This window comes from Bacteriovorax sp. As-1, assembly GCF_058446905.1.
The window spans coordinates 1,911,986-1,935,179 of record NZ_CP184341.1; the positions used below are offsets into that span (position 1 = coordinate 1,911,986).

The window sequence follows — 23,194 nt, forward strand, 5'->3', positions numbered from 1 at the left end:
TTTTACTAATATAAAAAAGGCTCCGAAAGGGGCCTTTTTTATTTCTACCGAAGCAAATTTTTTTTAAAAGCTATCCTAAGTATCCATGCGTTTTCAGCATTTCTTCTACTAAGTCCAAAAACCTATGATCGATGTCTTTGTTCTCAGGGGATTCTTCACAGCATTGAAGATAGCCGAGCATTTTTTGAAATGAGGTTGTGCGGTTTTGTTCTGTAAGCCAGTCATTGAAAAAAGTAATGGCCACGAGCCATGCACCCAGAGAGTAATTAGAGTGGTCGACCACTTTGAAAAAAAGATCAATTCCAGGGACACCTACCGGACGCTCTTTGCTGTCTTGGTATAAAAGCTTCACCATGAGTTCCGTCTGAGGAATGGTTGCTGCTCCTTTAGTCAGGCGAATCAGGTTTCTGTCTGAGAGAAATTTTTCTGGAACAGTTTGGCGGGCGTGATCGAGTGTCTTTCGCCAGTCTTCACCTTTTTCAGTGATAACGTCTTCCAAAGTCCTGAATATTTTTTTCGGCGGATTATTTTGGTTCATATCCTAAATTGGGCGCAAGCCACTTCTCGACATAAGTGCGAGATTCATTTTTTCTTTTTGCGTAGTCTTCACTCTGATCTTCACCAATGCTTCCTACGTTGAAGTAGCGGGCTTCCGGGTGATTGAAGTAAAAACCAGAAACAGAACTTGGCGGGTTCATCGCAAAGTTTTCAGTTAAGGTAACACCAGTAAGTTCGTTGGCGTTTAAAAGCTTCCATAAGATTTCTTTTTCCGTGTGATCCGGACAGGCCGGGTAACCAGGTGCCGGTCGGACTCCACGGTACTTTTCTTTGATCAAGTCTTCGTTGGATAAATTTTCATTTAACCCGTAGCCGAAGATGTCGCGGACTTTTTTGTGCGCGAGCTCTGCCAGTGCCTCAGCTAAGCGATCGCCAATGGCCTTGACCATAATTGATGAGTAGTCGTCTTGCTTCTCCTGGAAGGTTTTAGCAAAGGCCTCAACTTCATGACCTGCAGTCACCACAAAACCGCCAAAATAGTCGTTGTGGCCTTCTGGTGCGATAAAATCAGACAGGCAGTAGTAGACTCCATCGTCGCCGATTTTTTCTTTCTGCTGGCGCAGAAAGTGAAGGGTTGTGTTGTTATTCACAATCACATCATCACCTTGTGAATAGGCCGGGAAAATACCGATCGCTACTTTTGGTGAGAAGATTTTTTCTTTTACGATTTTGTTGAGCAGAACTTGAGCATCATGGAAAAGTTTTTGAGCCTCTTGTCCATAAGTCGCATGACCCAGGATTTTTGGGTAAGTCCCTTTTAATTCCCATGTCCAGAAAAACGGAGACCAGTCGATATAAGGGACAACTTCTTCCAGTGCAATATCCAGAGTGAAGACACCAACGCGAGAAGGTTTTGCAATCTCAACTTGTTCCCAGTTTGTTTTAAATGAATGGGCGCGCGCTTCTTCTAAAGAGATCAGTTCATTATCTTGAGACTGGTTGGCATGTCTCTCTCTGATTTTTTGGAAGCTTTCGTTTAGGTTTTTAACATATTCACCACGGCGCTCTGGGGACAGGAGATTAGTACACACTTCAATAACTAGTGAAGCATCACCAACGTGAGCGATGGGAGAGTTATAGTGTGGAGAGATCTTAATAGCCGTGTGGGCCTTCGAGGTTGTCGCTCCCCCAATAAGTAGTGGCGTTTTAAATCCCTGGCGTTCCATTTCTTTTGCCACATGGATCATTTCATCAAGAGATGGAGTGATTAACCCTGAAAGACCGATGATATCAGCTTTATTCTCAATTGCTACATCGAGAATTTTTTGAGCAGAAACCATAACTCCTAAATCGATAACTTTATAACCGTTACACGCTAGAACAACACCGACAATGTTTTTTCCGATATCGTGAACGTCGCCTTTAACTGTCGCGATAACAAAGACACCTTGTTCGCGTACATTTTTATTTTCGAGCTTTTCTTGCTCCATGAATGGTTCAAGATAGGCCACGGCTTTTTTCATAACGCGCGCCGATTTAACAACTTGAGGAAGGAACATTTTCCCCGCCCCAAAAAGTTCACCGACAACTTTCATACCGTCCATTAAAGGACCTTCGATAACATTCAGTGGACGCCCAAGTTTTTTGCGCGCCTCTTCTGTGTCTTCTTCAATGTATTGGTCTAGGCCTTTGACCATCGAATAAGAAATGCGCTCTTCTAAAGGAAAGTTGCGCCATTCATCTACTTTGGTTTCAGTTTTATCAGATTTTTGATTTTTTAGTTTTTCTGCCAGCTCCAGAAGTTCTTCTGTGGCATGTGGGTGAAGGTTTAATACAACCGCTTCACATTTTGCTTTGAGTTCCGGTTCGATTTCGTCGTACACGGCCAGCATTCCGGCGTTGACAATCCCCATGTCTAATCCAGCTTTGATAGCGTGAAATAAGAAGACAGAGTGGATGGCCTCGCGGACGATATTGTTTCCTCTAAAAGAGAAAGACAGGTTAGAAACCCCACCGCTGGTTAAAGCACCTGGGCAAACTTTTTTAATTTCTCTTACGGCTTCAATGAAATTCACCCCGTAAGAGTTGTGCTCTTCAATTCCAGTGGCCACCGTTAAGATGTTGGCGTCGAAGATAATATCGCACGGATCGAAATCCAGTTTAGTGACAAGTAAATCATAGGCGCGTTTACAGATGCTGATTTTTTCTTCTTTTGTTGCAGCCTGGCCTTTTTCATCGAAGGCCATGATAACAACAGCAGCACCATAGCGTTGGATAAGGCGAGCTTGCTCTAAAAACTTAACTTCACCTTCTTTAAGTGAAATCGAGTTAACGATCGCTTTTCCTTGAAGGCATTTTAATCCTGCTTCAAGAACTTCCCATTTTGAAGAGTCGATCATGATTGGAACGCGGGCAATGTCCGGTTCGCTGGCCACAAGATTCAAAAAGTGAGTCATGCATGCTTTTGAATCAAGGAGGCCTTCATCAAAGTTGATATCGATAATGTTCGCGCCGTTTTCCACCTGCTGGCGGGCCACTGAAAGACCTTCGTCGAAATTTCCTGCTTTGATAAGTTTGGCGAATAAAGGGGAGCCGGTGACGTTTGTGCGTTCACCGACCATATAAAAGGGATTGTTGTGTGTAAGTTCAATTGTAAATGGTTCTAACCCAGAAAGCCTAGTGGCTTTTTTGATTTCTGCTCTTTTTCTTGGTTTTTTCGCCTGACATTTATTAACAATGGCAGCGATGTGATCTGGAGTTGTTCCACAACATCCACCAAGGATATTGATGAATCCACTATCGACGAATTCACCAACGAACTTCGCTGTCATCAGAGGAGTCTCGTCGTAACCAGTAGGAGAAAGTGGGTTAGGAAGACCGGCATTTGGGTAACAGCTCACAAAGCAGTCAGCAATGTTTGAAAGCTCTTCCAGGTAAGGGCGCATTTCTTTAGCACCAAGAGCACAATTGAGTCCCACTGAAAGAGGTCTCGCGTGACGAACTGAGTTCCAGAAAGCTTCTACCGTTTGTCCCGAAAGAGTCCTTCCGCTGGCGTCAGTGATTGTTACCGATAACATGAGAGGAAGTTTCGTCTGGATCTCTTCCTGGTATTTTTCAATGGCAAAGATCGCCGCTTTTAAGTTGAGTGTATCGAAAGTTGTTTCCGGCAGAAGAATGTCTGCTCCACCTTCAATTAATGCTTTTGCTTGTTCGTAGTAGTCTTGGACTAACTCATCAAAAGTGACAGCACGGAAGGCCGGATTGTTAACATCCGGAGAAAGAGAGAGTGTTCTGTTGGTTGGCCCTAGAGCACCAGCCACGTAACATTTCTTTCCGGGATTTTTGGCCATGAAATCGTCGCAAGCTTTTTTGGCCAGCTTGGCCGATTCATAGTTAAGCTTGTAGACGATATATTCAAGATCGTAATCTTTCTGTGCGATCTTTGTTCCTGAGAAAGTATTGGTTTCGATAATATCGGCCCCACCTTCCAGGTATTTCATGTGAATGGCGTAAATGACATCTGGGCGAGTTAAGCTTAAAAGATCGTTGTTTCCTTTTAAGTCACCAGCGTGGTCTTCGAAGTGACCTTTTCTAAAGTCTTCTTCTTTTAATTTGTAAGTTTGGATCATGGTCCCCATAGCGCCATCGAGAAATAGAATTCTCTCTTGCAGGGTCTTCTCAAGTTCAATCAGCGTAGGGTGTTTTTTCATAACTTACTTTTGGAATTTTTTAACGATATCTACAACAGTGTTAGTGTCATTCATAATGTAGAAGTGAACGCACGGGGCGCCTCCCTCTAAAAGACCTTGAACTTGTTTTGTGGCCCATTCTTTTCCGATGTGGGTGACGTTCTTCTGGTCTTTGGTGACAGCTTCTACCAGTTCATCAGGTAAATCAATGTAGAAGTTCTTCGGGATGCTCACCAGTTGAGTCGTGTTCTTTAGAACTTTAATTCCCGGGATGATGGGCACAGTAATGCCAGCGGCACGGGCCTCTTTAACAAACTCAAAGTAGTGTTTGTTATCAAAGAACATCTGAGTCACAACGTAGTCAGCACCAGCATCAACTTTTCTTTTTAGGTTGATTAAATCGAGTTTTAGGTTTGGAGCTTCGAAGTGTTTTTCCGGATAGCCAGCGACACCGACACAAAAATCGAACTTTGAACCACCTTCGATTTCGTCTAGGAACTTACCACTATTAAGGGCCTTGACTTGCTCGACCAAATCAGAAGCGTAATAGTTAGCACTTCGGCTTTTAGAAATTTCTTTTTTATAGTTTGGTCCATCGCCGCGAAGAGCGAGGATGTTATGAATACCCAAGAAATTTAGTTCAAGAAGAGCATCTTCTGTCTCTTCCTTTGAAAATCCCAGGCAAAGAAGATGAACGACAGTGTCAATCTGAAAACGGTTTTGAATGATCCCGCAAATGCCGATTGTCCCAGGGCGCTTCTTGTAAATCTTTCTTTCAATCGTTCCGTCTTCTTTTTCATTGTAATAAGCAGAAGAGGAATGAGCCGTTACATCGATCCATGCAGGATGAACTGGTTTTAATGCTTCAACGATATCGATGATATCTTGAACCGATCTTCCTCTCGGTGGAGGAACGATTTCATAACTAAACAATGGGTTTTTTGCGCGCTCTAAGTGTTCAGTGACTTTCATAGCACTAGTGTAACACAAGAGTTGTTATTTCACTGCTAAATTTTCCCTGCAAGATAGATTGGCATCGTAAGCATTTTTCTGTTTGGGTCATAACCCCTATTTCCTGCTGTGAGTTTTAGAGCAAGGTTTGGCTTATACCTGTCTATGTATGAATCCAGGCTTTTTGCCCGAGAGCTTCTTTCTGCAGATTTGACTTCTATGGGAATAATATCCTTTCCTTGAATCCATAAAAATTCCAATTCGGCCCTAGATTCCATCCATGAGTATAGGGTTCCTTTATTTTTAGCAAAAAGCTCCTGCGCCACGAAGTTTTCGGCCATATACCCTTTATAACTTCCCAATTCATTAGCGAGGGTGGCTTCAATTGGAATTTCCAGGGCAGCATTGAGAAGACCCACGTCCATGAAATAAAGTTTAAAGCGATTGTCTTCTATTTGGCCTTTTAAGGGATGCTCGGCCTTATTGTTAATCATGACTTTGATGACTAATCGAGCTTTCTCCAACCATGTTAGAGGACCTCGAACTCTTTCGAACCCTTTTTGATTGGGAATAACTCCGGTAAATTTAAATTTCTGAGTACTTTCATTATGTGCCTTTGCCAATTGGGAACTAACTGCTTCAAAGACGCTTAATATATGTGCAGAATTTACGGTTCCCGAGTGTTTGGAAAAATCCGCTTTGTAACCGGTGAGAAGCTGATTTTGTATCTCTCTCGCACGCAAAATAGACTTGAGTTCGCTGTGAGATTTTTTATATTCAATATAATTTTTAATAACTTCAGGCATACCACCTATCGTTTGATAGCGCTTCCATGATTCCAGGAGTTCTTTGTGAATGAGGGCACTGATAGTAGAATGATCTGCAATCTGAATATTTTCGTATTCTTCAAAAAGTTTTGGATCACTTGCCTCTAGAAATTCTTGATACGTCATCGGATTCATATTTTGAAAATCAACTTTTCCTACAGGAAATGAATCTTCATTGCTCATGATTCCTAAATAACTTCCAGCCGCAATGATTGCTAGCTCTGGCATTTCTTCCTGAAAAAATTTTAAAGAAGTAAGTGCACCGGCACACTCTTGAATCTCATCAAAAAAGAGCAGAGTGTTTTTTGGATCAAGCTCGGTTTTTGAAAGAAAACTTATGTCGCGAAGGATTCTTTTTGGCACAAGTGAACTTTTATCAGCAAATATTAAATGAGCCTCTTTTTGAGAAAGGAAATCAATTCGAATGAATTGCTGGAAGTTTGTCAGTCCAAAATCGCGCACGATATATGATTTACCAACCTGACGGGCTCCTTGTAATATTAAAGGCTTACGAGAAGGGGAGTTTTTCCATTTTAAAAGGTCTAATGAGATACGTCTTTTCATATATTTATCTCTCTTTTTATCAAAAAAGTCTATTCTTGATAAAATTATAGTATCAAAAAATACAAAAAATGGGAAATTTTGTAGGGGTATTTTAATCTTAATGAGGATAAATAGACGAAAAATTGAGATGGTTTTATACTTAAATTAAGTATGAGTGATTGGTATCAAATCGAAAGTAATTCTTTAATCGTCCAAGTGACGAGTCTTGGCGCAGAAATGAAGCGTCTTTTCTCCAGAGATTGGCATCGCGAGCTTTTATGGCTTGGTGATGAAAGAACCTGGAAGCGTTCGGCTCCTGTCTTATTTCCCATTGTCGGCAAACTTAAGGATGACGAGTATCATCTTCAAGGTAAGACCTTTAAAATGTCTCAGCATGGTTTTGCCAGAGATTACGAGTTTAAGTGCACTGAATGCGGAGCTTCGGAAATTGAATTTCTTCTGGTGGCCACGCAAGAAACATTTAATCAGTACCCCTTCTGTTTTGAATTGCGCGTTCGCTATAAAGTCGAAGGTTCAAAAGTCATTATTTCTTATTTTGTTAAAAACGATGACCGCCAGGATATTTATTTTTCTATTGGGGCGCATCCTGCTTTTGAAACGAACGTATTAACAAACTATGAAATCCGCTTTGAAAAAGAAGAAAAAGAGTATTTTCGAGTCGATAATGGCCTGGTGAATTGGACGAGACCTTTTCAATTGAATGCTCAAAACATGGAATTGGAAAAAAGCTTATTTGCAGACGATGCATTGATCTTTAAAAAAATGAAATCAAAATATGTTGAGCTAATAGATAAGAAACGAAATGAAATTATCCGTGTCCATTCTCACACGCCTTTTTTAGGCATTTGGGGGAAAGGTGATGTGCCATTCGTCTGTATCGAACCTTGGTACGGTGTTAGTGACTCGATTGATAGCGATAAGAATTTTGAATCTAAAAATGGCCTTATTACACTTGGCGCTGGGGAAATTTTTGGTTTTTCTTACTCTATTGAGATGGCCTACCTGGAAGAGACAGATCCTTTAAGGAAGAAGAAATGAGTTTTCTTATTCCATTGGTTAAGCGAGGAGCTTCAGCTTCTTCTGAGGACAATGTCCTTTGGAACGAAGGCAAAGTGTATGTCATGGATAACCATAGACTTGCCCTTTGGTGCTGGTTTCAAAAGATGAAAAAAGGACAGAGATATAATCTGCTTCACATTGATGCGCACCCGGATTTAAGTGAGTCGGCACTACCGCATTTTAATCATGATCTTTGGTCTATGAGTCTAGAAGACTATCGCACTGCTTGGCAGGACGATATCAATATGCCGCTTTTTAGGTGGGATAATTATATTGAAGTCCTTTTAAAAAAATATCCGGAACAAGTGGGAATGACCGTTTCGGCAACTCATCATTTGGGGTCTTCTAAGGAGCTTTCGCTAGAAGTTAAGCCCTATGATTTGGTGAAGTATGTGAATGGGGTTTTTTCGGGGGCAGCCTATGTTAATGAGCTTCCTTGGATTGTGAACTTGGATTTGGATTATTTTTATTCGGCGGCGCCGGAGAAGGTGCAGCTTTTTAGTGATGAGTATTTGGGGAGTTTGGCGGCTGCGATTGAATTGGGGATGGAGAGTGGGATGGTTGAGTGTTTGACGATTTCATTAAGTCCTGAGTGTTGTGGGGGGTGGGGGAAGGCGGAGAGGATAATGTCCCAGCTAAGTAGAAGTACTCAACTAACGCTGTTGGACTTAAAAGGATATTGAATTATTAAAAACATTTGTCGTTATTTTTGCTACGAATATTCAGTTAAATAATTCCAAAGTCATCGCAATAAAATTAGACATATATTAGAGAGTTTTTTAGAATTCCCGAATGGAAAAAATTAACTCTAAAGTGGAAGGAATTCTAAGCCAAATGACTTTTGGATCATTAATGATTCTAGCATTAGGACTTTTGACTTCGACGACACTTTTATCATTGTCGCATATTCTCATAGCGCTTCCGGCTTTATTTTTTCTCCTCAAAGGAGATTACAAGAATTTTTCGAAGAGTTCTTGGTCTCTTCTTATTTTTATAGTTTTAATTATTCTGTCTATTCTTGTGAATCAAGATATCTCAATAAAAGGGTATAAAACAATTCAAAAGTCAAAATACTTTATTATTGCCTTGACCTCAGTTGCGCCGATGGCTTGGCTTTTTAAGAAGTATTTAAGAACTAATGAAAATAAAGTTTCTTGGTTGTTGTATTGTTTTTGTATTGCAACTTCTTTAGCAACTCTTTCTGGTTTAATTGGATTATTGACAGGATTTAATCCTTTGTTGATTAAGAAAGTACTTCAGTTTAGAAACAGTGGATTGTTTGGAATGATAATGAATTATGCGCATAACATGTCGTATTTTTTAATTATTATTTCAGGTTTAGTAATTTATAAAAATGAAACAAAAAAATATATAAATACTAAATTTTTAATCTGCGTTTTGATAATAAATTTTGTAGGGATTTATTTTTCATATACCAGAGGCGCATGGTTAGCATTGTTAATGGGATTACCTTTTTATTTTTTTAAAGATCATAAAAAACTATTCCTAGGTGTAATGTGCGTGCTCTTGATGCTAGGAGGAGCCGCATTTTACGTTGCTGGAGAAAAAGTTGTTAGACCCAAGTCAGAAATGGAACGTGTTGGACAATGGAAAGCAGCTTTTTATGCGTTTAAAGAACGACCAATTTTAGGCTACGGTTATTTGAATTTCGAACCGCATTCTGGTGAAATCAAAAAAAAGTATAATTTAGGTTCTGTTGACTTTGTGAGTCATGCTCATAACAATTTTTTAGAAGTGCTAGGGGGAGTAGGTGCTCTTGGATTTTTAGCATATATTTCTTGGCTTATTTTTTGGTTTTATGAAGTATTTACAAGGGATGACTTGGTCGCCAAAATTTGCTTACCATTCATAATTGTTTTTGTTGTGGGGGGATTAACCCAATCAACAATTAGTCTTGGGATTAATTTGTTTTTTATTATGGCAGTTTGGTCGATTTCAACTGCATTTGAACGGAGTAAAGAATGATCCTAGTAACAGGTGGGGCAGGGTTTATTGGCTCAGCACTCATTAGATTTTTACTTAAACATACAAATGAATCTGTCGTTAATGTAGATGTCCTAACTTATTCTGGAAATTTAGAAAATTTAAGAGAAGTCGAAGGAAGTGACAGATATTTTTTTGAAAAGGCTAATATATGTGATGAAGCAGCCATTAGGGAAATTTTTGTAAAATATAAACCTAAAAAAGTAATTCATCTGGCAGCTGAGAGTCATGTAGATAGATCTATTGATGGGCCTAAAGAATTTATTCAAACCAATATTTTTGGAACTTATAACTTGTTAGAAGTCTCTAGAGAATATTTTTCAACATTAAAAGAAGAGTTTAGAAACGAGTTCCTATTTCACCATGTTTCTACAGATGAGGTTTATGGTGATCTTCATGGTACTAATGATCTTTTTACCGAATCAACTTCATACAATCCAAGTAGTCCATATTCGGCTTCCAAGGCATCAAGTGATCACCTTGTGAAGGCTTGGTATAGAACGTTTGGATTACCCGTGGTAATAACAAATTGTTCCAATAATTACGGACCGTACCATTTTCCAGAAAAGCTAATTCCTTTAATTATTCTTAATGCACTTGAAGGTAAAAAGCTACCAGTGTATGGAGACGGGTGTCAGATAAGAGACTGGCTGTATGTGGATGATCATGCCAAGGCACTTTACGAAGTTGCTACACGAGGAGTGGTTGGAGAAACTTATAATATTGGCGGATTTAATGAGAAAAAAAATATTGATGTAGTAAGAGCGATTTGCTCAGTTCTGGACACTAAGATGCCAAACAAAATTGGTCTAAAAAGTTATAGTGATTTAATTACTTTTGTAAAGGATCGTCCAGGTCATGATCATAGATATGCAATCGATGCTAGTAAGATCAATAAAGACTTAGGATGGTTTCCAAGTGAAACTTTTGAAACAGGATTGGAAAAAACAATTGATTGGTTTTTAAGTAATCAGGAATGGATATCTCATGTCAAAGATGGATCATATAGAGAGAGAAGAGGATTATAGTATTTTTGCTCTAGGTTTGAATCTGTAAAAATGAGTTTTAATTTTAAGGTTTTTTAAATTTAAATGTACTGATCAAAACGAGAATAAGGAAAATGGAATGAAAGGTATAATTTTAGCTGGGGGAAGTGGAACAAGGCTATATCCAGCGACATTGGCAATTTCAAAGCAGTTGTTACCTATTTATGATAAACCGATGATTTACTATCCTTTATCAACTCTGATGTTGTCTGGAATTAAGGATATTTTAATTATTTCATCGCCTGAACATCTAGATCTATACAAAGAATTACTAAAAGACGGATCAGATCTTGGTATAAAAATTTCTTATAAAGTACAACCAAGACCGGAAGGGTTGGCACAAGCCTTCATTTTAGGTGAAGATTTTATCGGAAACGATAATGTATGTTTGATCTTGGGCGATAATATTTTTTATGGAGTGGGTTTTGTATCAATGTTAGAGCGAAGTGCTGCCTTGAAAAATGGAGCTACTGTATTTGGGTATTATGTAAAAGATCCTGAGAGATACGGTGTTGCTGGATTTGATGAAAATAAAAAAGTGACTAGCATTGAGGAGAAACCAAAGAACCCAAAATCAAATTATGCTGTAACTGGATTATATTTTTATGACAATAGGGTTGTTGAGATTGCCAAAAAAGTAAAACCTTCTGATAGAGGCGAGCTGGAAATCACAGCAGTTAATAACGAATATCTAAAAAGTGGTGAATTGAATTTAGAAATCATGGGAAGAGGAATGGCCTGGCTAGATACAGGAACTCATGATAGTCTTCTAGAAGCTTCAAACTTCATTGCTATTATTGAAAAACGCCAAGGCTTAAAGATTGCCTGTCTGGAAGAAATTGCTTTTAACAAAGGCTGGATCTCAAAAGAAAAAGTAGAGTTCATCGCAAAGCAATTAAAGAAAAACGATTACGGTGCTTATTTGTATAACTTAATAGGTCAAAAACATGAATAAGGTTTTTGTTTCAACATATCCATTTTCAAGAGCTTCAAGTGAGCCTCTGGAAATTTTAAAATCGAGTGGATTTGAATATTCAATGAACCCATTAGGGAAAAAACTCACAGGGCAGGAACTTTACGATTTTGCTGGAGACGCGACGGCAATTATAGCAGGAACCGAAGACTTGTCTGTTCTTATTGAAAAAAGTAAATCTCTAAAACTGATTGCCAGAATTGGAATCGGTCTTGACTCTGTTCCACTTCAGATTTGTAAAGATAAAGGCATCAAGGTTTGTTACACGCCTGATGCAGTAACAGATGCTGTCGCAGAAATGGCATTGGGAATGATCATTAGCTTAAATCGTAAGTTTATCACTGCTGACCATTCCATTAGAAATGGAGGGTGGGAGAGATTTGAAGGAAAGGCCATCAAGGAACAAACAATCGGTCTGATTGGTTTTGGAAGAATTGGAAAACGACTTACGGAATTGCTTGCGCCTTTTAAACCTGGAAAAATATTAGTGTGTGATGTTTTGAATAAATCAGTAATGATAGAAAGCTTTAAAACACTTGGTGTAAATATTTCTCAAGTAAGCTTAGAAGAGTTGATAGCAACATCTGACACAATTTCTGTGCATACACCAAAAACTCCGTTAACAAACAATTTGATCAATAGAGAAATATTTCAAAAAATGAAAGATGGAGTTGTGATTATTAATACTGCAAGAGGTGGAATTATCAATGAACCAGACTTGATTGAATTTCTTGATAATAAAAAAATTATGGCAGCAGGACTCGATGTATTTAGTAAAGAACCATATAAAGGTGAACTTAATAATTATACACAAGTTCTACTAACTCAGCATATGGGATCTTGTTCGTTTGAGGCCCGTAGAAGAATGGAAAAAGAAGCAGCAGAAGATGTGATTAGATTTTTTAAAGGGGAAAAATTAATTTCTCCAGTGGACCTAGATAAAGAAATTGAATTAATTCGGAATTAAAAATATGAACTTAGTTGAAGCAAAAAAAATTAAACATAAAATCCGCAACAACGAACTTTCAGTTGGAACATGGATGCAAATCTCAAGTCCGTCTATTGGCGAGATTTTGGCCAGAGCTGGTTATGACTGGGTGGCTGTAGATATGGAGCATGGGGCTTTTGCTACATCTGAGCTTCCAAATATTTTCAGAGGTATTGAACTAGGAGGATCCCAGCCATTTGTTCGTTTAGCCGTTGGACTAAGGAAAGATATTAAGTCAGCACTTGATTCCGGTGCAACTGGGATAATTATTCCGATGATTGAATCAGCTGCACAAGTCAGAGAAATTATTTCTGAAATCTACTACCCACCAAAGGGAATAAGAGGTGTAGGATTTTCAAGAGCTAATACTTATGGAAAAAATTTTGAAGAATACTATGTTTCAATTAATAATTCTTTAACAATTGTTGCTCAGATTGAACATATTAAAGCGATTCGCAATTTAGATGATATTTTAAAAGTAGAAGAGCTTGATGCGCTAATGATAGGGCCTTATGACTTATCGGCTTCAATGGGGATCGCTGGACAATTTGATAATCCTGACTTTTTAGTAGCTTTAAATGAATTTAAAAATAAGTGTAAAAAAGCAAATAAAACCATTGGTTTTCATGTTGTAAAGCCAGAAATAAATCAACTAAAAGCAAAAATAAAGGAAGAATATAAATTCTTAGCTTATTCCCTGGATGGAACATTTTTAACTTTTGGTTCTGATTTTAAATCTGAATTAGGGGAATTGTAATGAAGGTTGTCGTTTTTGGGGGCTCAGGATTTTTAGGATCACACGTTGTAGATAAACTTCAACAAGCTGGTTATCAAGTCGTAATCTTTGATGTTAAGGACTCAAAGTGGAGACAAGAAGGTCAGGAAATTATTATTGGGGACATTCTGCAGTTTGACCAGGTTCTGGCAGCAGTAACAGGTGCGACTGCAGTTTTTAACTTTGCCGGGATCGCTGATATTGATGAAGCGAAAAATCTTCCAATTGAAACTGTAAAATTCAACATTCTTGGGAATGTAAATGTTCTTGAAGCATGTAAGCAAGCAAAGGTTAAGAGATTTGTTTTTGCATCGAGTGTATATGTTTATAGTAAATCAGGATCTTTCTACCGCGTAAGTAAACAAGCGAGTGAAGAGTACATTGAAACCTATAGTCAGGCTTATGGATTAGAGTACACAATCCTGCGCTATGGATCGTTATATGGAGGAAGAGCTGATAAGAGAAATGGTGTCTACCGTTTCGTCGAAAGTGCTATTAACAACAAGAAGATTATTTATAAAGGCGATCTTCAGGCGAGAAGAGATTATATCCATGTTGAAGATGCAGCGTTAGCTTCAGTAGAAGTTTTAAAACCTGAATATGTAAATCAGCACATTATTTTAACAGGATCTCAAACTTTCCATGTTGGAGATGTTTTAAAGATGATTAAAGAAATGCTCCATGGCGATGTTGATATAGTAAGTGAAAATCCAGGACCAGGCTCTGCGCACTACTTGATGACACCCTATAGTTTCAACCCAAAGCCAGGAAGAAAAATGGTTCCTCAGCTTCAAGTTGATTTTGGACAAGGTTTATTAGGGGTAATGGAAGAGATTTATCATAATGGCAAACCAGAATAAGTTAGAGTTTGATTTTGTCGTTTTTGACTTTGATGGAGTACTAGTAGATTCAACTGGTATGAAAACCAATGTCTTTCAGCAAGTGATTCAGGCATACCCTAAAGAGCACCAGGAAGCTTTTATTACTTTTCATAAGCTTCATGGTGGTGTTTCAAGATGGGAAAAATTTGAATATTTTTCAAGAACGATCTTAAAAATTACAGAACAAGAAAAAATTAAAGAGAATGTAAAGAATTTGGCTGATAGTTTTACTGTGATTTTGCAGGAAAAATTAGCAACTTTAAAACTTACTAATGGCTCTAATGAACTTTTAGAGTTTTTAAAAAAGAAAGATAAAAGATGTTATATCGCTTCTGGGGCTGCAGAAAATGAAGTAAGGCAGATCGCTAAATTAAACAATATTCAAAACTATTTTAAATTTATTCTAGGATCACCAAAGAGTAAGTCAGATAACTTAAATTTCTTAAAAGAGAACGGAGAGTTTAAAGGACGTGGCCTTTTTATCGGTGATTCTTTTACTGACTATAAATGTGCCAAAGACTTCGGCATTGATTTTATCTACATGAGTAATTTCTCTGAATGGACAGAATGGAAAAAGTACGAACAAGATTTTTTTCTGAGAGTAAGTGATTTAAACGAATTGGCTAATTATTTAAAAAAGGACGCATAAATGAAAAAGAAAGTTGTAACTATTATTCCAGCACGTATGGGGAGTTCTCGTTTTCCTGGAAAACCAATGGCTGAAATATTAGGAATGCCAATGATCGGACACGTTTACTCAAGAAGTAAAATGTGTGAATTATCTGATGAAGTTTACGTTGCGACTTGTGATGACGTTATTTTTGATTACATCACATCTATTGGTGGAAAAGCTGTCATGACTAAGGACACTCATGAAAGATGTACCGATAGAACATACGAGGCTCTACTTAAAATCGAACAACAAAATAACTGTAAATACGATGCAATTATAATGGTCCAAGGTGATGAACCTATGGTTTTACCTTCAATGCTTGAAGCTTCTGTTTCTCCAATAGTAAACAGGACTGATATTTCGTTAGTTAACCTCTACAGTGAAATTAAAACTAGACAAGAGCACGAAGATCCAAACTGCGTGAAGGTTGTTATTGATGCAGCATTTAATGCCCTATATTTTTCAAGAGAGCCTATTCCTTCTTGGAAAAAAGGAGGTAAGAACTTTCCTATGTATAAACAAGTTTGCGTGATTTCATTCACTAGAGATTATCTGATTCGTTATTCTGCATTAGCTCCAACAGTGCTGGAAGAGGTAGAGTCTGTAGACATGAACCGCGTTCTAGAAAATGGAGAAAAAGTGCATATGGTGAAAATTGAAAATGAAAGCCAGGCAGTAGACACTCCTGCAGATTTGACAAAAGCTTCAGAGGCAATGCGCAATGACCCTCTTCTAAAAAGGTATATGAAATAATGTCAAATATTATCTTCTTAAGTCATTTCCTAGATGATTCCACACCTGGTTATGGCGGAGTGAAGTCTTTTGAGAAAGTTCACGTTAGTGAAATAGCTAAAGGTGCAACATCGAATTCACAGAAATGGACACTTTCCAATCATGTTGGAACTCATATTGATCTGCCTTCTCATTTCGATGATCAAGGGCCTAGGTTAGAAGGTTTTTTGGCCACTGATTGGGTAATGGTTAAACCGTTTCTTCTGAATTTAGATGTGGTAGAAAATCAGATTATTGAACACTCTGCTATTTTTGATTCTATCCCAACTGATTGCGACATACTGCTAATAAAAACTAAGTATCAGGACTATCGCGACCAATCTAAATATTGGTCAAGTGGTCCTGGCTTATCTCCCAATCTAGCCGAATGGATTAGAAAAAATAGGCCGAGTATTAAAATTTTAGGATTTGATTTCATTTCTATTACATCATTTTCTAATCGCCCACTTGGTCGCATTGCACATCGTAAGTTCCTAGGCATTGAGGGGGAGAATTCGCCTCTGAGAGTCATTGAAGACATGAAGTTGGATCAGTTAACTGTTTCGCCACAAAGAATCACAGTGGCCCCTTTTTTAGTGAGAACAGCAGATGGGACACCTGTTACTGTTATTGCAGAATTCTAAAGTGTGACAAACTATTAAACAGATTGACTGCCTCCTCCCCAATGATTTAACCTTTTTCAATTATAAAAACATAGATTTTACCTTTCTCTATTAAAGTGAGTGTGAGCAGATATGAAAACTGTAATTTTAGCTGGCGGCCTAGGAACAAGGCTTAGTGAAGAAACAAGTGTTAAACCAAAGCCAATGGTAGAAATCGGTGGAATGCCGATTTTGTGGCATATCATGAAAACATATTCTCATTTCGGTTATAAAGAATTTTATCCGGCATTAGGTTATAAGGGGGAAGTGATTAAAGATTATTTCATGAATTATTTAAATCGCAGTAGTGATACTTCGATCAATTTAAAAACAGGAGTAATCGATTATCACAATACGCATTCTGAAGACTGGATTCTAAATTTGTACGATACAGGTAAGGATACATTGACTGGTGGAAGACTTCACCGTCTACACAAGTATTTGGAAGGCGAAGAAACGTTCATGCTAACTTACGGCGACGGGGTTGCGAACGTTGATATCGAAGCATTAGTAAAATTCCATAGGTCACACGGAAAGATTGCAACTGTAACAGCTGTAAGACCTCCAGCGAGATTTGGTGCATTGATTATTGAAAATAACGCTGTAACAGATTTCAGAGAAAAACCACAAGTTGGTGAAGGCTGGATTAATGGTGGATACTTTGTTTTCAACAAAGAAGTTTTTAACTATCTAAATGGTGACATGACTATTTTAGAAAAAGAACCTCTGGAAAATTTAGCTAAAGATGGTCAGTTAATGGCATATGAACACGAAGGATTCTGGCATCCGATGGATACAGTTAGAGACCGCGATTATTTAAATACACTTTGGGATAAAAAAGAATCACCTTGGAAAGTTTGGAATTAAATTATGTTTTCTAATATCTACGCTGGGAAAAAAGTATTGGTTACAGGGCACACTGGATTTAAAGGAACATGGCTTACATGTTGGCTTTTAGAATTAGGTGCTAAAGTTGTAGGTATTTCTAAAGATATTCCTACTGAACCTTCAATGTTCACTGAATTAGGTCTGGAATCTAAAATTAAACACTATGTTTTAGATGTTCGTGATCAAAAAGATATCGAAGAAGTTTTCGTTAAAGAAAAACCTGATTTCGTTTTTCATTTAGCAGCTCAAGCTATCGTTTCAACTTCATACTCTAATCCTTTAGAAACAATTCAGACAAATGTAATGGGTACTGCCAATGTTATGGAGTCTCTACGTAAGTTAAATAATAAATGTACAGCAATCATCGTTACTTCTGACAAATGTTACGAAAACGTTGAGTGGTGCTGGGGTTATAAAGAAACAGACGATATGGGGGGAAAGGATATTTACAGTGCTTCTAAAGGAGCTGCTGAACTTATTTTTCACTCTTACCAAATGTCGTTTTTTAATTCACCAGATTCAAAAATTCGCATTGCTTCTGCTCGCGCCGGAAATGTTATCGGTGGTGGGGACTGGGCACAGGATAGAATCGTTGCTGACTGTGTGAGGTCATGGTCGCAAAATAAAGTTGTTGAAATCAGAAGTCCATTGGCAACTCGTCCATGGCAACACGTTTTAGAACCTCTTAGTGGTTACCTTGCTCTAGGTGAAGCTCTTGATCAGAATAGCAGCTTCCACGGAGAGTCTTACAATTTTGGTCCAAGAGCAGAACAGAATCACACTGTAGAGCAACTAATTCGTGATTTATCAGTTTACTGGGATTTCAAGTCTCCATCAGAGTGTTACCAGGTTGTAGAAAACCGCCCTTTCAATGAAGCAGGTCTGTTGAAGCTTAACTGTGACAAAGCACTTTTCTTTATGAAATGGCAAGCAACTCTGAACTATAGCAAAACAGTTAAATTTGTTAGTGAGTGGTATTATAAATTCTATCGTCATAAAAATGAGAACATTTATAATTTTACTCTTGAGCAGATCAGACAGTATGAAAACTTTGCAAAAGAAGAGGGAGTGAAGTGGGCACAGCTTTAATCGAAGGTGTTACTCTTACTCCACTAAAAAGAATTCATCATCCCCAAGGTGATATTTATCACGCCATGAAGGCATCAGAAGCTACTTTTGATAAATTCGGCGAAGCTTATTTTTCTACTGTTATTTCCGGGCAGATCAAGGGCTGGAAACAACATACAGAAATGATTTTAAATCTTATCGTACCTGTCGGTGCTATTCGTTTTGTTGTCTATGATGACCGCACAGACTCTTCGACAAAGGGACGATTTTTTGATGTCACTTTATCTAAAGATAATTATCAACGCTTAACCGTGGCCCCTGGCTTATGGATGGCCTTTCAAGGCGCTGGGCCTGATTTCAACTTACTTTTAAATCTTGCAAGCCTTGAGCATAATCCCTCAGAGGCGACTTCAGTAACATTGGATAAAATAAATTATGACTGGTAACAAACGCAACATCAGATTATCAAAGTGCTCAATCGGTAATGAAGAGCGTGAAGCAGTCATGAGAGTTTTTGATAATGAATATTTTGGTATGGGAAAAGAAGTACAAGCATTTGAACAAGAGCTTAAAACTTATCTCGATACTCCCAATGAAGTTATTTGTGTAAACACAGGAACAGCGGCTTTGCACTTGGCACTACTTTGTTTAGACATTGGTGAAGGTGACGAAGTTTTAGTGCCATCATTAACTTATGTAGCCTCTTATCAGGCCATCTCGGCAACGGGAGCAATTCCTGTTTCGTGCGACGTTTTAGAAGACTGTGTCTTTTTAGATTTAGAAGATGCGAAAAAAAGAATTACGAAAAAAACAAAGGCAATCATGCCAGTTCACTACGCTAGTAACAGCAATCAAATTGCAAGCGTCTATGCTTTTGCCAAAGAGTTTTCGTTAAGAGTGATTGAAGATGCAGCTCATTCTATTGGATCTATGAGAAACGGTGAGAAAGTTGGAAAGACTGGAGATGTTATCTGCTTTAGTTTTGATGGAATAAAGAATATTACTTCAGGCGAAGGTGGAGCGATCATTACGTCTGACCTGGAATTAGCTCAAAGAATTAAGGATGCTCGACTTTTAGGAGTAGAGAAAGATACAGAAAAGAGATACCAAGGGCAAAGATCTTGGGTTTTCGACGTGAAATACCAAGGTTTTCGTTACCACATGAGTGATATTATGGCCGCTATCGGTAGAGCTCAATTATCTAAAATTGATAAACTTGCCTCTAGAAGAAAAGAAATTGCTCAGAAATATGTTAAAGGATTAAAAGACAATAAATCTTTAAAGCTTTTAGATTTCGATTTTTCTGCTATTGCTCCACATATTTTTGCAGTCAATGTAATGAATAATAAGAGAGATACTTTTTTAAAAGAATTAAATGAAAGAGGGATTGCATGTGGAATGCACTATTATCCAAATCATTTTTTAACAAAATATAAGACTAATTATTCTCTACCTGTAACTGAGAAATTATCAAACTCGTTAATGACACTTCCAATGCATCCAGATTTAACAAACGAAGATATTGATTATGTAATTGCTGAACTTAACGCAATCTCTTAATTAGTGCCCATAGCTTATAGAAATAAGGTTTTTCAATCAGGCTACTTTTCATAAGTTGGTTATAAGTAAGAGTACTGGCGCTCGCTTTTTCGCAAATGATCGGAATCCATGAACGAGAGTCATGATTTTTTAAAAAATACGTTAGAGTCTTTTCTGAAATAACTTCATAGTTATTTTTTAAATCTACAAGAATCTTATCCATTTTATTTCCATCATGAATATTTTCAGGTGTGATAAGTTCTCCAAGGTTAAACCACTTGCTTTCATATAGAAATTTATATCTATATTCACTTGAAACATGTGAGTAAGAAAAGTTCAGCAGGATAGTAGGAATACCTAGCTTAGCGCCTTCCAGCGCTGATGTTCCCATGGCAAACAATAGGGAAACTTTTGAAGTTAAGATGTCATTAATTTCGGTAGGAGTAGCGTAGGAGATATGCTCAATTTTAAAAAAATCATTTTGATGTTTCAAAAGTTGAGTTATGTCATACCCAGGACTATCGCCGATAATGATAAACTTGATAGGCTCTTCTTTATTAAGAGAAGTCATGGATAGATCTTCGAGAACTCTCTCCAGGATAAAGGTTTTAAAATCTCCAAGGCGCCCAATCCAGCACATTGTAAGATCATTATGTTTTGTAAGTTTAGTCGGATTAGCAGGTGAAGGGACAATCACTGGGATATAAATAGGTTCTGGAACTTTCTGGTCTAGGTAATACTCCACTGAATTTACATTGGCCTTATCCATAAAACACACAGCAGAATTCTTTAATAAAAGATTTACAAAACTTCTTGTTTTAATCTTTGATGGAAGTAGCAAGGTGTTTAGCAGAAGTTTAGCCCTCAGTGGAGTTTCAGACATCCATACTTTTAACTTACCTGGAAGAACTGGGACGAAATTAAAGGGATAGCAAGTCCAGAAAAAAACTGTTGTGTCGTTCAAAACATTAAGATTTCTAGGGAGTCCCCATGGTAAATCACTTTGTAAAATCAGTATAGAATTTGGCGGAATAGTAATTGAATTGTCGACGCCATATTCAATAAGTTCAATATCCCCAAACTTGGCCCTGTTCAATGCCATGTACCCATCTTGAAAGTCGATAACATGAGTTTTACAGTTTAAATCTTGTTTTATTGCTGCGGCCATACGAAGAAAAAGTATAGGAATTCCACCTACAGCATGTGAGGGAAAGAAGAAAATATAGTTAAAATCTTGAGGCATTTTTTTCATAAAAAAATTCAATATTTAAAAGGCATTTATAACTTAATATGATTATATTTTATAAATTTTATCAAGTATAATTAAATGCTAACGTGAGGGCTTATGAAAAATTATTTAGTGACTGGAGGGGCTGGCTTCATTGGTGCCAATCTCGCAAATAAGTTAATTGAAGACGGAAACTCAGTTTACATAATTGATAATTTATCAACAGGATTTATGAAAAATGTTAATCCAAAAGCGACATTCATAGAAGGGTGTGTTTCTGGTGACGATATACAAAAATTTTCTAATGTAAAATTTGATGCAATTTTTCACCTTGCTGGGCAGTCTTCTGGCGAGATTAGCTTTTCAGATCCGCTATACGATTTGAGAACAAATACTCAATCGACTTTAAATCTTCTAGAATTCAGCAAACAAGTTGGTTGCAAAAAGTTTATCTACGCAAGCACTATGTCTGTATATGGTGAGCCATCAATTCAACAAGTTAGTGAAGAGATGAATTGCATTCCAAAATCTTTTTATGGTGTTGGTAAATTAGCAAGTGAGCATTATTTAAGAATCTGTTCAAACAATTCAGACATTAAAACTGTAGCATTGAGACTTTTCTCAGTATACGGACCAGGTCAGAATTTAACGAATATGAAACAGGGGATTTTATCAATTTACTTGTCATTTCTTTTAAACAAAGAAGAAATTCACGTTAAAGGAAGTGGAGAAAGATTTAGAGATTTAATTTATGTTGATGATGTTGTATCGGCATTTATTAAAGCGCTTGATTCAAAAGATAATTTCAATATTTACAATGTTGGTACTTCTAAAAAGACAACGATTTTTGAAATGCTCGATCTATTAAAAAATAAAATGGGACAACCTGATTATCCAGTTAGATTCGATGGATCTACGAGTGGTGATGTATTTGGTATTCATGCATCGATTGATAAAATTGTTAAAGGTCTTAACTGGGAGCCAAAGGTGTCTATTGCAGACGGGGTGAGCAAGTTTGTCGACTGGGCATTACTGAATAAATAAGGGTAGAGAATGAAATATATTGATGTGTCGGGTTTAGGGAATTCAGGTAAGTCGGTTATTGTTGATTTTTTAAGAGAATTCGAAAATGTTCATGCTCCTCATAACTTATTCGAGTTTGATATCTTCAGACGACCATATGGGATTTTTGATTTACATCACCACATCTCTGAGAACTGGAGTTTGATCAGGTCTAATCAGGCCGTAATTGATTTCAAAAGGTTCACAAAAAGCATCGGTGGATACGGAAAAAGAAAAAGTGTTCGCTCTATTTTATTTTCTTCAGGAACTGAATTTGATCTATATTTTGGTCATAAATTTAATTCACTGTCGCGTGAATACGTAGATAGTTTTGTTATTAAAGATTATGAAACATTCTGGCCTTATTATCTGGACACAGATTCAGTATGGGTACGCTTTTCAAAAAAAATTAGATTAAAATTTTTCAAGAGCAACCCTCCATTATCAAAAGTTAACATTGTTGATGGGGTGGACTTTAAGAAAAAAACAAAAAACTATCTGGATAACCTGTATAAAACAGTTACAACAAGCAAAACTGAATATGTGGTTATGAACAATGCTTTTGATGCCTTTAATCCAGTTTATGGATTAGATATACTTGAAAATTCACAAAGTATTATTGTTATTAGAGATCCTAGAGATATTTATGTTTCTGCACTAAGTAAAGATAAGGTTTCATCACAAACAAAAAGTCTTTTGCCTCAGGAAAACAGTCAGATTAATAAAGCTTTCGTTGGTACAAATAATATTGATGAATTTATTTTGAGACAAAAAATTCTTTTCCAAAAATTATATAGGGGAAAAGACAGCAAAGTATTAGTTTTAAAATTTGAAGATATAATCTTGAATTATGAGGGCACTCGTTCAAAAGTAATGAGTTTCTTGAAAGTTGATGAGAGTAAACAAACTAAAAAATATCAATTCTTTAATCCTGAATTTTCAAAAAAGAATGTTCAGATTTACGAAAAATATGAAAACAAAGCAGAGATTGAATATATTGAAAAAGGTCTTAAAGAATACTTAATTGAATTTGGTTATAAGTTATAAG

At 37.2% G+C, this 23,194-nt stretch carries 22 protein-coding genes; 17 read left to right on the top strand and 5 right to left on the bottom strand.

Features of this window, described 5'->3' with window-relative positions:
* Window positions 1-70: 70 nt before the first annotated feature.
* Genes ACN20O_RS09640 through ACN20O_RS09655 form a run of 4 tightly spaced genes read right to left on the bottom strand, consistent with a single transcriptional unit; the run spans window position 71 to window position 6,529 of the window.
* Entirely contained in the window at window positions 71-538 is a 468-nt protein-coding gene (locus tag ACN20O_RS09640; RefSeq protein WP_491633747.1) for a hypothetical protein, read from the bottom strand.
* A complete protein-coding gene (metH, locus tag ACN20O_RS09645) occupies window positions 525-4,208 on the bottom strand; it encodes a methionine synthase (protein WP_491633748.1) in 3,684 nt (1,227 codons plus the stop codon). Before metH ends, ACN20O_RS09640 begins: the two co-directional genes overlap by 14 nt.
* Before the next feature lie 3 nt (window positions 4,209-4,211).
* Window positions 4,212-5,159, bottom strand: a complete 948-nt coding sequence (locus ACN20O_RS09650) for a methylenetetrahydrofolate reductase (RefSeq protein ID WP_102242102.1) — start codon at window positions 5,157-5,159, stop codon at window positions 4,212-4,214.
* A 35-nt stretch (window positions 5,160-5,194) separates the two neighbouring features.
* The gene (locus ACN20O_RS09655; protein ID WP_491633749.1) at window positions 5,195-6,529 is read right to left on the bottom strand and encodes an ATP-binding protein; all 1,335 of its coding nucleotides are present in this window, start codon (window positions 6,527-6,529) and stop codon (window positions 5,195-5,197) included.
* Between the two features lie 150 nt (window positions 6,530-6,679).
* On the opposite strand from ACN20O_RS09655, the gene ACN20O_RS09660 reads away from it, so the two are divergent.
* From ACN20O_RS09660 to ACN20O_RS09730, 15 genes are all read left to right on the top strand, one after another.
* Window positions 6,680-7,567 (top strand): aldose 1-epimerase family protein, encoded by an 888-nt coding sequence (locus ACN20O_RS09660; RefSeq protein WP_491633750.1) that lies wholly within the window; start codon window positions 6,680-6,682, stop codon window positions 7,565-7,567.
* Window positions 7,564-8,271, top strand: coding sequence for a peptide arginase family protein (locus tag ACN20O_RS09665; RefSeq protein WP_491633751.1), 708 nt, complete (start codon window positions 7,564-7,566; stop codon window positions 8,269-8,271). Before ACN20O_RS09660 ends, ACN20O_RS09665 begins: the two co-directional genes overlap by 4 nt.
* A gap of 109 nt (window positions 8,272-8,380) precedes the next feature.
* The gene (locus ACN20O_RS09670) at window positions 8,381-9,574 is read left to right on the top strand and encodes an O-antigen ligase family protein (RefSeq protein WP_491633752.1); all 1,194 of its coding nucleotides are present in this window, start codon (window positions 8,381-8,383) and stop codon (window positions 9,572-9,574) included.
* Entirely contained in the window at window positions 9,571-10,620 is a 1,050-nt protein-coding gene (rfbB, locus tag ACN20O_RS09675; protein WP_491633753.1) for a dTDP-glucose 4,6-dehydratase, read from the top strand. Before ACN20O_RS09670 ends, rfbB begins: the two co-directional genes overlap by 4 nt.
* A 97-nt stretch (window positions 10,621-10,717) precedes the next feature.
* Complete coding sequence (rfbA, locus tag ACN20O_RS09680) at window positions 10,718-11,593, top strand: glucose-1-phosphate thymidylyltransferase RfbA (protein ID WP_491633754.1); 876 nt, start codon at window positions 10,718-10,720, stop codon at window positions 11,591-11,593.
* The gene (locus ACN20O_RS09685; RefSeq protein WP_491633755.1) at window positions 11,586-12,578 is read left to right on the top strand and encodes a phosphoglycerate dehydrogenase; all 993 of its coding nucleotides are present in this window, start codon (window positions 11,586-11,588) and stop codon (window positions 12,576-12,578) included. The genes rfbA and ACN20O_RS09685 overlap by 8 nt, the downstream gene beginning before the upstream one ends.
* Window positions 12,579-12,582: 4 nt before the next feature.
* Window positions 12,583-13,356 (top strand): HpcH/HpaI aldolase family protein, encoded by a 774-nt coding sequence (locus tag ACN20O_RS09690; RefSeq protein WP_491633756.1) that lies wholly within the window; start codon window positions 12,583-12,585, stop codon window positions 13,354-13,356.
* Window positions 13,356-14,234, top strand: a complete 879-nt coding sequence (locus ACN20O_RS09695; protein ID WP_491633757.1) for an NAD-dependent epimerase/dehydratase family protein — start codon at window positions 13,356-13,358, stop codon at window positions 14,232-14,234. Before ACN20O_RS09690 ends, ACN20O_RS09695 begins: the two co-directional genes overlap by 1 nt.
* Complete coding sequence (locus ACN20O_RS09700) at window positions 14,218-14,904, top strand: HAD family hydrolase (protein WP_491633758.1); 687 nt, start codon at window positions 14,218-14,220, stop codon at window positions 14,902-14,904. The genes ACN20O_RS09695 and ACN20O_RS09700 overlap by 17 nt, the downstream gene beginning before the upstream one ends.
* A 66-nt stretch (window positions 14,905-14,970) precedes the next feature.
* Complete coding sequence (locus ACN20O_RS09705) at window positions 14,971-15,681, top strand: 3-deoxy-manno-octulosonate cytidylyltransferase (protein ID WP_491633759.1); 711 nt, start codon at window positions 14,971-14,973, stop codon at window positions 15,679-15,681.
* Window positions 15,681-16,343 (top strand): cyclase family protein, encoded by a 663-nt coding sequence (locus ACN20O_RS09710; protein WP_491633760.1) that lies wholly within the window; start codon window positions 15,681-15,683, stop codon window positions 16,341-16,343. Before ACN20O_RS09705 ends, ACN20O_RS09710 begins: the two co-directional genes overlap by 1 nt.
* Before the next feature lie 111 nt (window positions 16,344-16,454).
* Complete coding sequence (gene rfbF, locus ACN20O_RS09715; protein WP_491633761.1) at window positions 16,455-17,228, top strand: glucose-1-phosphate cytidylyltransferase; 774 nt, start codon at window positions 16,455-16,457, stop codon at window positions 17,226-17,228.
* 3 nt (window positions 17,229-17,231) lie between these two features.
* Window positions 17,232-18,338 (top strand): CDP-glucose 4,6-dehydratase, encoded by a 1,107-nt coding sequence (gene rfbG / locus ACN20O_RS09720; RefSeq protein ID WP_491633762.1) that lies wholly within the window; start codon window positions 17,232-17,234, stop codon window positions 18,336-18,338.
* A complete protein-coding gene (locus ACN20O_RS09725; protein WP_491633763.1) occupies window positions 18,323-18,763 on the top strand; it encodes a dTDP-4-dehydrorhamnose 3,5-epimerase family protein in 441 nt (146 codons plus the stop codon). Before rfbG ends, ACN20O_RS09725 begins: the two co-directional genes overlap by 16 nt.
* Complete coding sequence (locus ACN20O_RS09730) at window positions 18,753-19,877, top strand: DegT/DnrJ/EryC1/StrS family aminotransferase (protein WP_491633764.1); 1,125 nt, start codon at window positions 18,753-18,755, stop codon at window positions 19,875-19,877. Before ACN20O_RS09725 ends, ACN20O_RS09730 begins: the two co-directional genes overlap by 11 nt.
* Here the strand turns inward: ACN20O_RS09730 and ACN20O_RS09735 are convergent.
* A complete protein-coding gene (locus tag ACN20O_RS09735; protein WP_491633765.1) occupies window positions 19,861-21,108 on the bottom strand; it encodes a hypothetical protein in 1,248 nt (415 codons plus the stop codon). The two genes, ACN20O_RS09730 and ACN20O_RS09735, sit on opposite strands and share 17 nt — an antisense overlap.
* Window positions 21,109-21,201: 93 nt before the next feature.
* Between ACN20O_RS09735 and ACN20O_RS09740 the strand changes: the two genes are divergently transcribed.
* Together ACN20O_RS09740 and ACN20O_RS09745 are read left to right on the top strand one after the other, a co-directional pair.
* Window positions 21,202-22,128 carry an NAD-dependent epimerase/dehydratase family protein gene (locus tag ACN20O_RS09740; protein ID WP_491633766.1) on the top strand — a complete coding sequence of 309 codons (927 nt, stop codon included), beginning with the start codon at window positions 21,202-21,204 and terminating at the stop codon, window positions 22,126-22,128.
* A gap of 9 nt (window positions 22,129-22,137) precedes the next feature.
* Window positions 22,138-23,193: a sulfotransferase domain-containing protein gene (locus tag ACN20O_RS09745; RefSeq protein WP_491633767.1), complete on the top strand. Its 1,056-nt coding sequence runs from the start codon at window positions 22,138-22,140 to the stop codon at window positions 23,191-23,193.
* Window position 23,194: the final 1 nt, after the last annotated feature.

What these genes read in the sequence shown, in the direction of transcription:
- ACN20O_RS09640 (WP_491633747.1), bottom strand. Translation starts at nt 538, where the DNA reads ATGAACCAAAATAATCCGCCGAAAAAAATATTCAGGACTTTGGAAGAC.
- metH (WP_491633748.1), bottom strand. Translation starts at nt 4,208, where the DNA reads ATGAAAAAACACCCTACGCTGATTGAACTTGAGAAGACCCTGCAAGAG.
- ACN20O_RS09650 (WP_102242102.1), bottom strand. Translation starts at nt 5,159, where the DNA reads ATGAAAGTCACTGAACACTTAGAGCGCGCAAAAAACCCATTGTTTAGT.
- ACN20O_RS09655 (WP_491633749.1), bottom strand. Translation starts at nt 6,529, where the DNA reads ATGAAAAGACGTATCTCATTAGACCTTTTAAAATGGAAAAACTCCCCT.
- ACN20O_RS09660 (WP_491633750.1), top strand. Translation starts at nt 6,680, where the DNA reads ATGAGTGATTGGTATCAAATCGAAAGTAATTCTTTAATCGTCCAAGTG.
- ACN20O_RS09665 (WP_491633751.1), top strand. Translation starts at nt 7,564, where the DNA reads ATGAGTTTTCTTATTCCATTGGTTAAGCGAGGAGCTTCAGCTTCTTCT.
- ACN20O_RS09670 (WP_491633752.1), top strand. Translation starts at nt 8,381, where the DNA reads ATGGAAAAAATTAACTCTAAAGTGGAAGGAATTCTAAGCCAAATGACT.
- rfbB (WP_491633753.1), top strand. Translation starts at nt 9,571, where the DNA reads ATGATCCTAGTAACAGGTGGGGCAGGGTTTATTGGCTCAGCACTCATT.
- rfbA (WP_491633754.1), top strand. Translation starts at nt 10,718, where the DNA reads ATGAAAGGTATAATTTTAGCTGGGGGAAGTGGAACAAGGCTATATCCA.
- ACN20O_RS09685 (WP_491633755.1), top strand. Translation starts at nt 11,586, where the DNA reads ATGAATAAGGTTTTTGTTTCAACATATCCATTTTCAAGAGCTTCAAGT.
- ACN20O_RS09690 (WP_491633756.1), top strand. Translation starts at nt 12,583, where the DNA reads ATGAACTTAGTTGAAGCAAAAAAAATTAAACATAAAATCCGCAACAAC.
- ACN20O_RS09695 (WP_491633757.1), top strand. Translation starts at nt 13,356, where the DNA reads ATGAAGGTTGTCGTTTTTGGGGGCTCAGGATTTTTAGGATCACACGTT.
- ACN20O_RS09700 (WP_491633758.1), top strand. Translation starts at nt 14,218, where the DNA reads ATGGCAAACCAGAATAAGTTAGAGTTTGATTTTGTCGTTTTTGACTTT.
- ACN20O_RS09705 (WP_491633759.1), top strand. Translation starts at nt 14,971, where the DNA reads ATGGCTGAAATATTAGGAATGCCAATGATCGGACACGTTTACTCAAGA.
- ACN20O_RS09710 (WP_491633760.1), top strand. Translation starts at nt 15,681, where the DNA reads ATGTCAAATATTATCTTCTTAAGTCATTTCCTAGATGATTCCACACCT.
- rfbF (WP_491633761.1), top strand. Translation starts at nt 16,455, where the DNA reads ATGAAAACTGTAATTTTAGCTGGCGGCCTAGGAACAAGGCTTAGTGAA.
- rfbG (WP_491633762.1), top strand. Translation starts at nt 17,232, where the DNA reads ATGTTTTCTAATATCTACGCTGGGAAAAAAGTATTGGTTACAGGGCAC.
- ACN20O_RS09730 (WP_491633764.1), top strand. Translation starts at nt 18,753, where the DNA reads ATGACTGGTAACAAACGCAACATCAGATTATCAAAGTGCTCAATCGGT.
- ACN20O_RS09735 (WP_491633765.1), bottom strand. Translation starts at nt 21,108, where the DNA reads ATGAAAAAAATGCCTCAAGATTTTAACTATATTTTCTTCTTTCCCTCA.
- ACN20O_RS09740 (WP_491633766.1), top strand. Translation starts at nt 21,202, where the DNA reads ATGAAAAATTATTTAGTGACTGGAGGGGCTGGCTTCATTGGTGCCAAT.
- ACN20O_RS09745 (WP_491633767.1), top strand. Translation starts at nt 22,138, where the DNA reads ATGAAATATATTGATGTGTCGGGTTTAGGGAATTCAGGTAAGTCGGTT.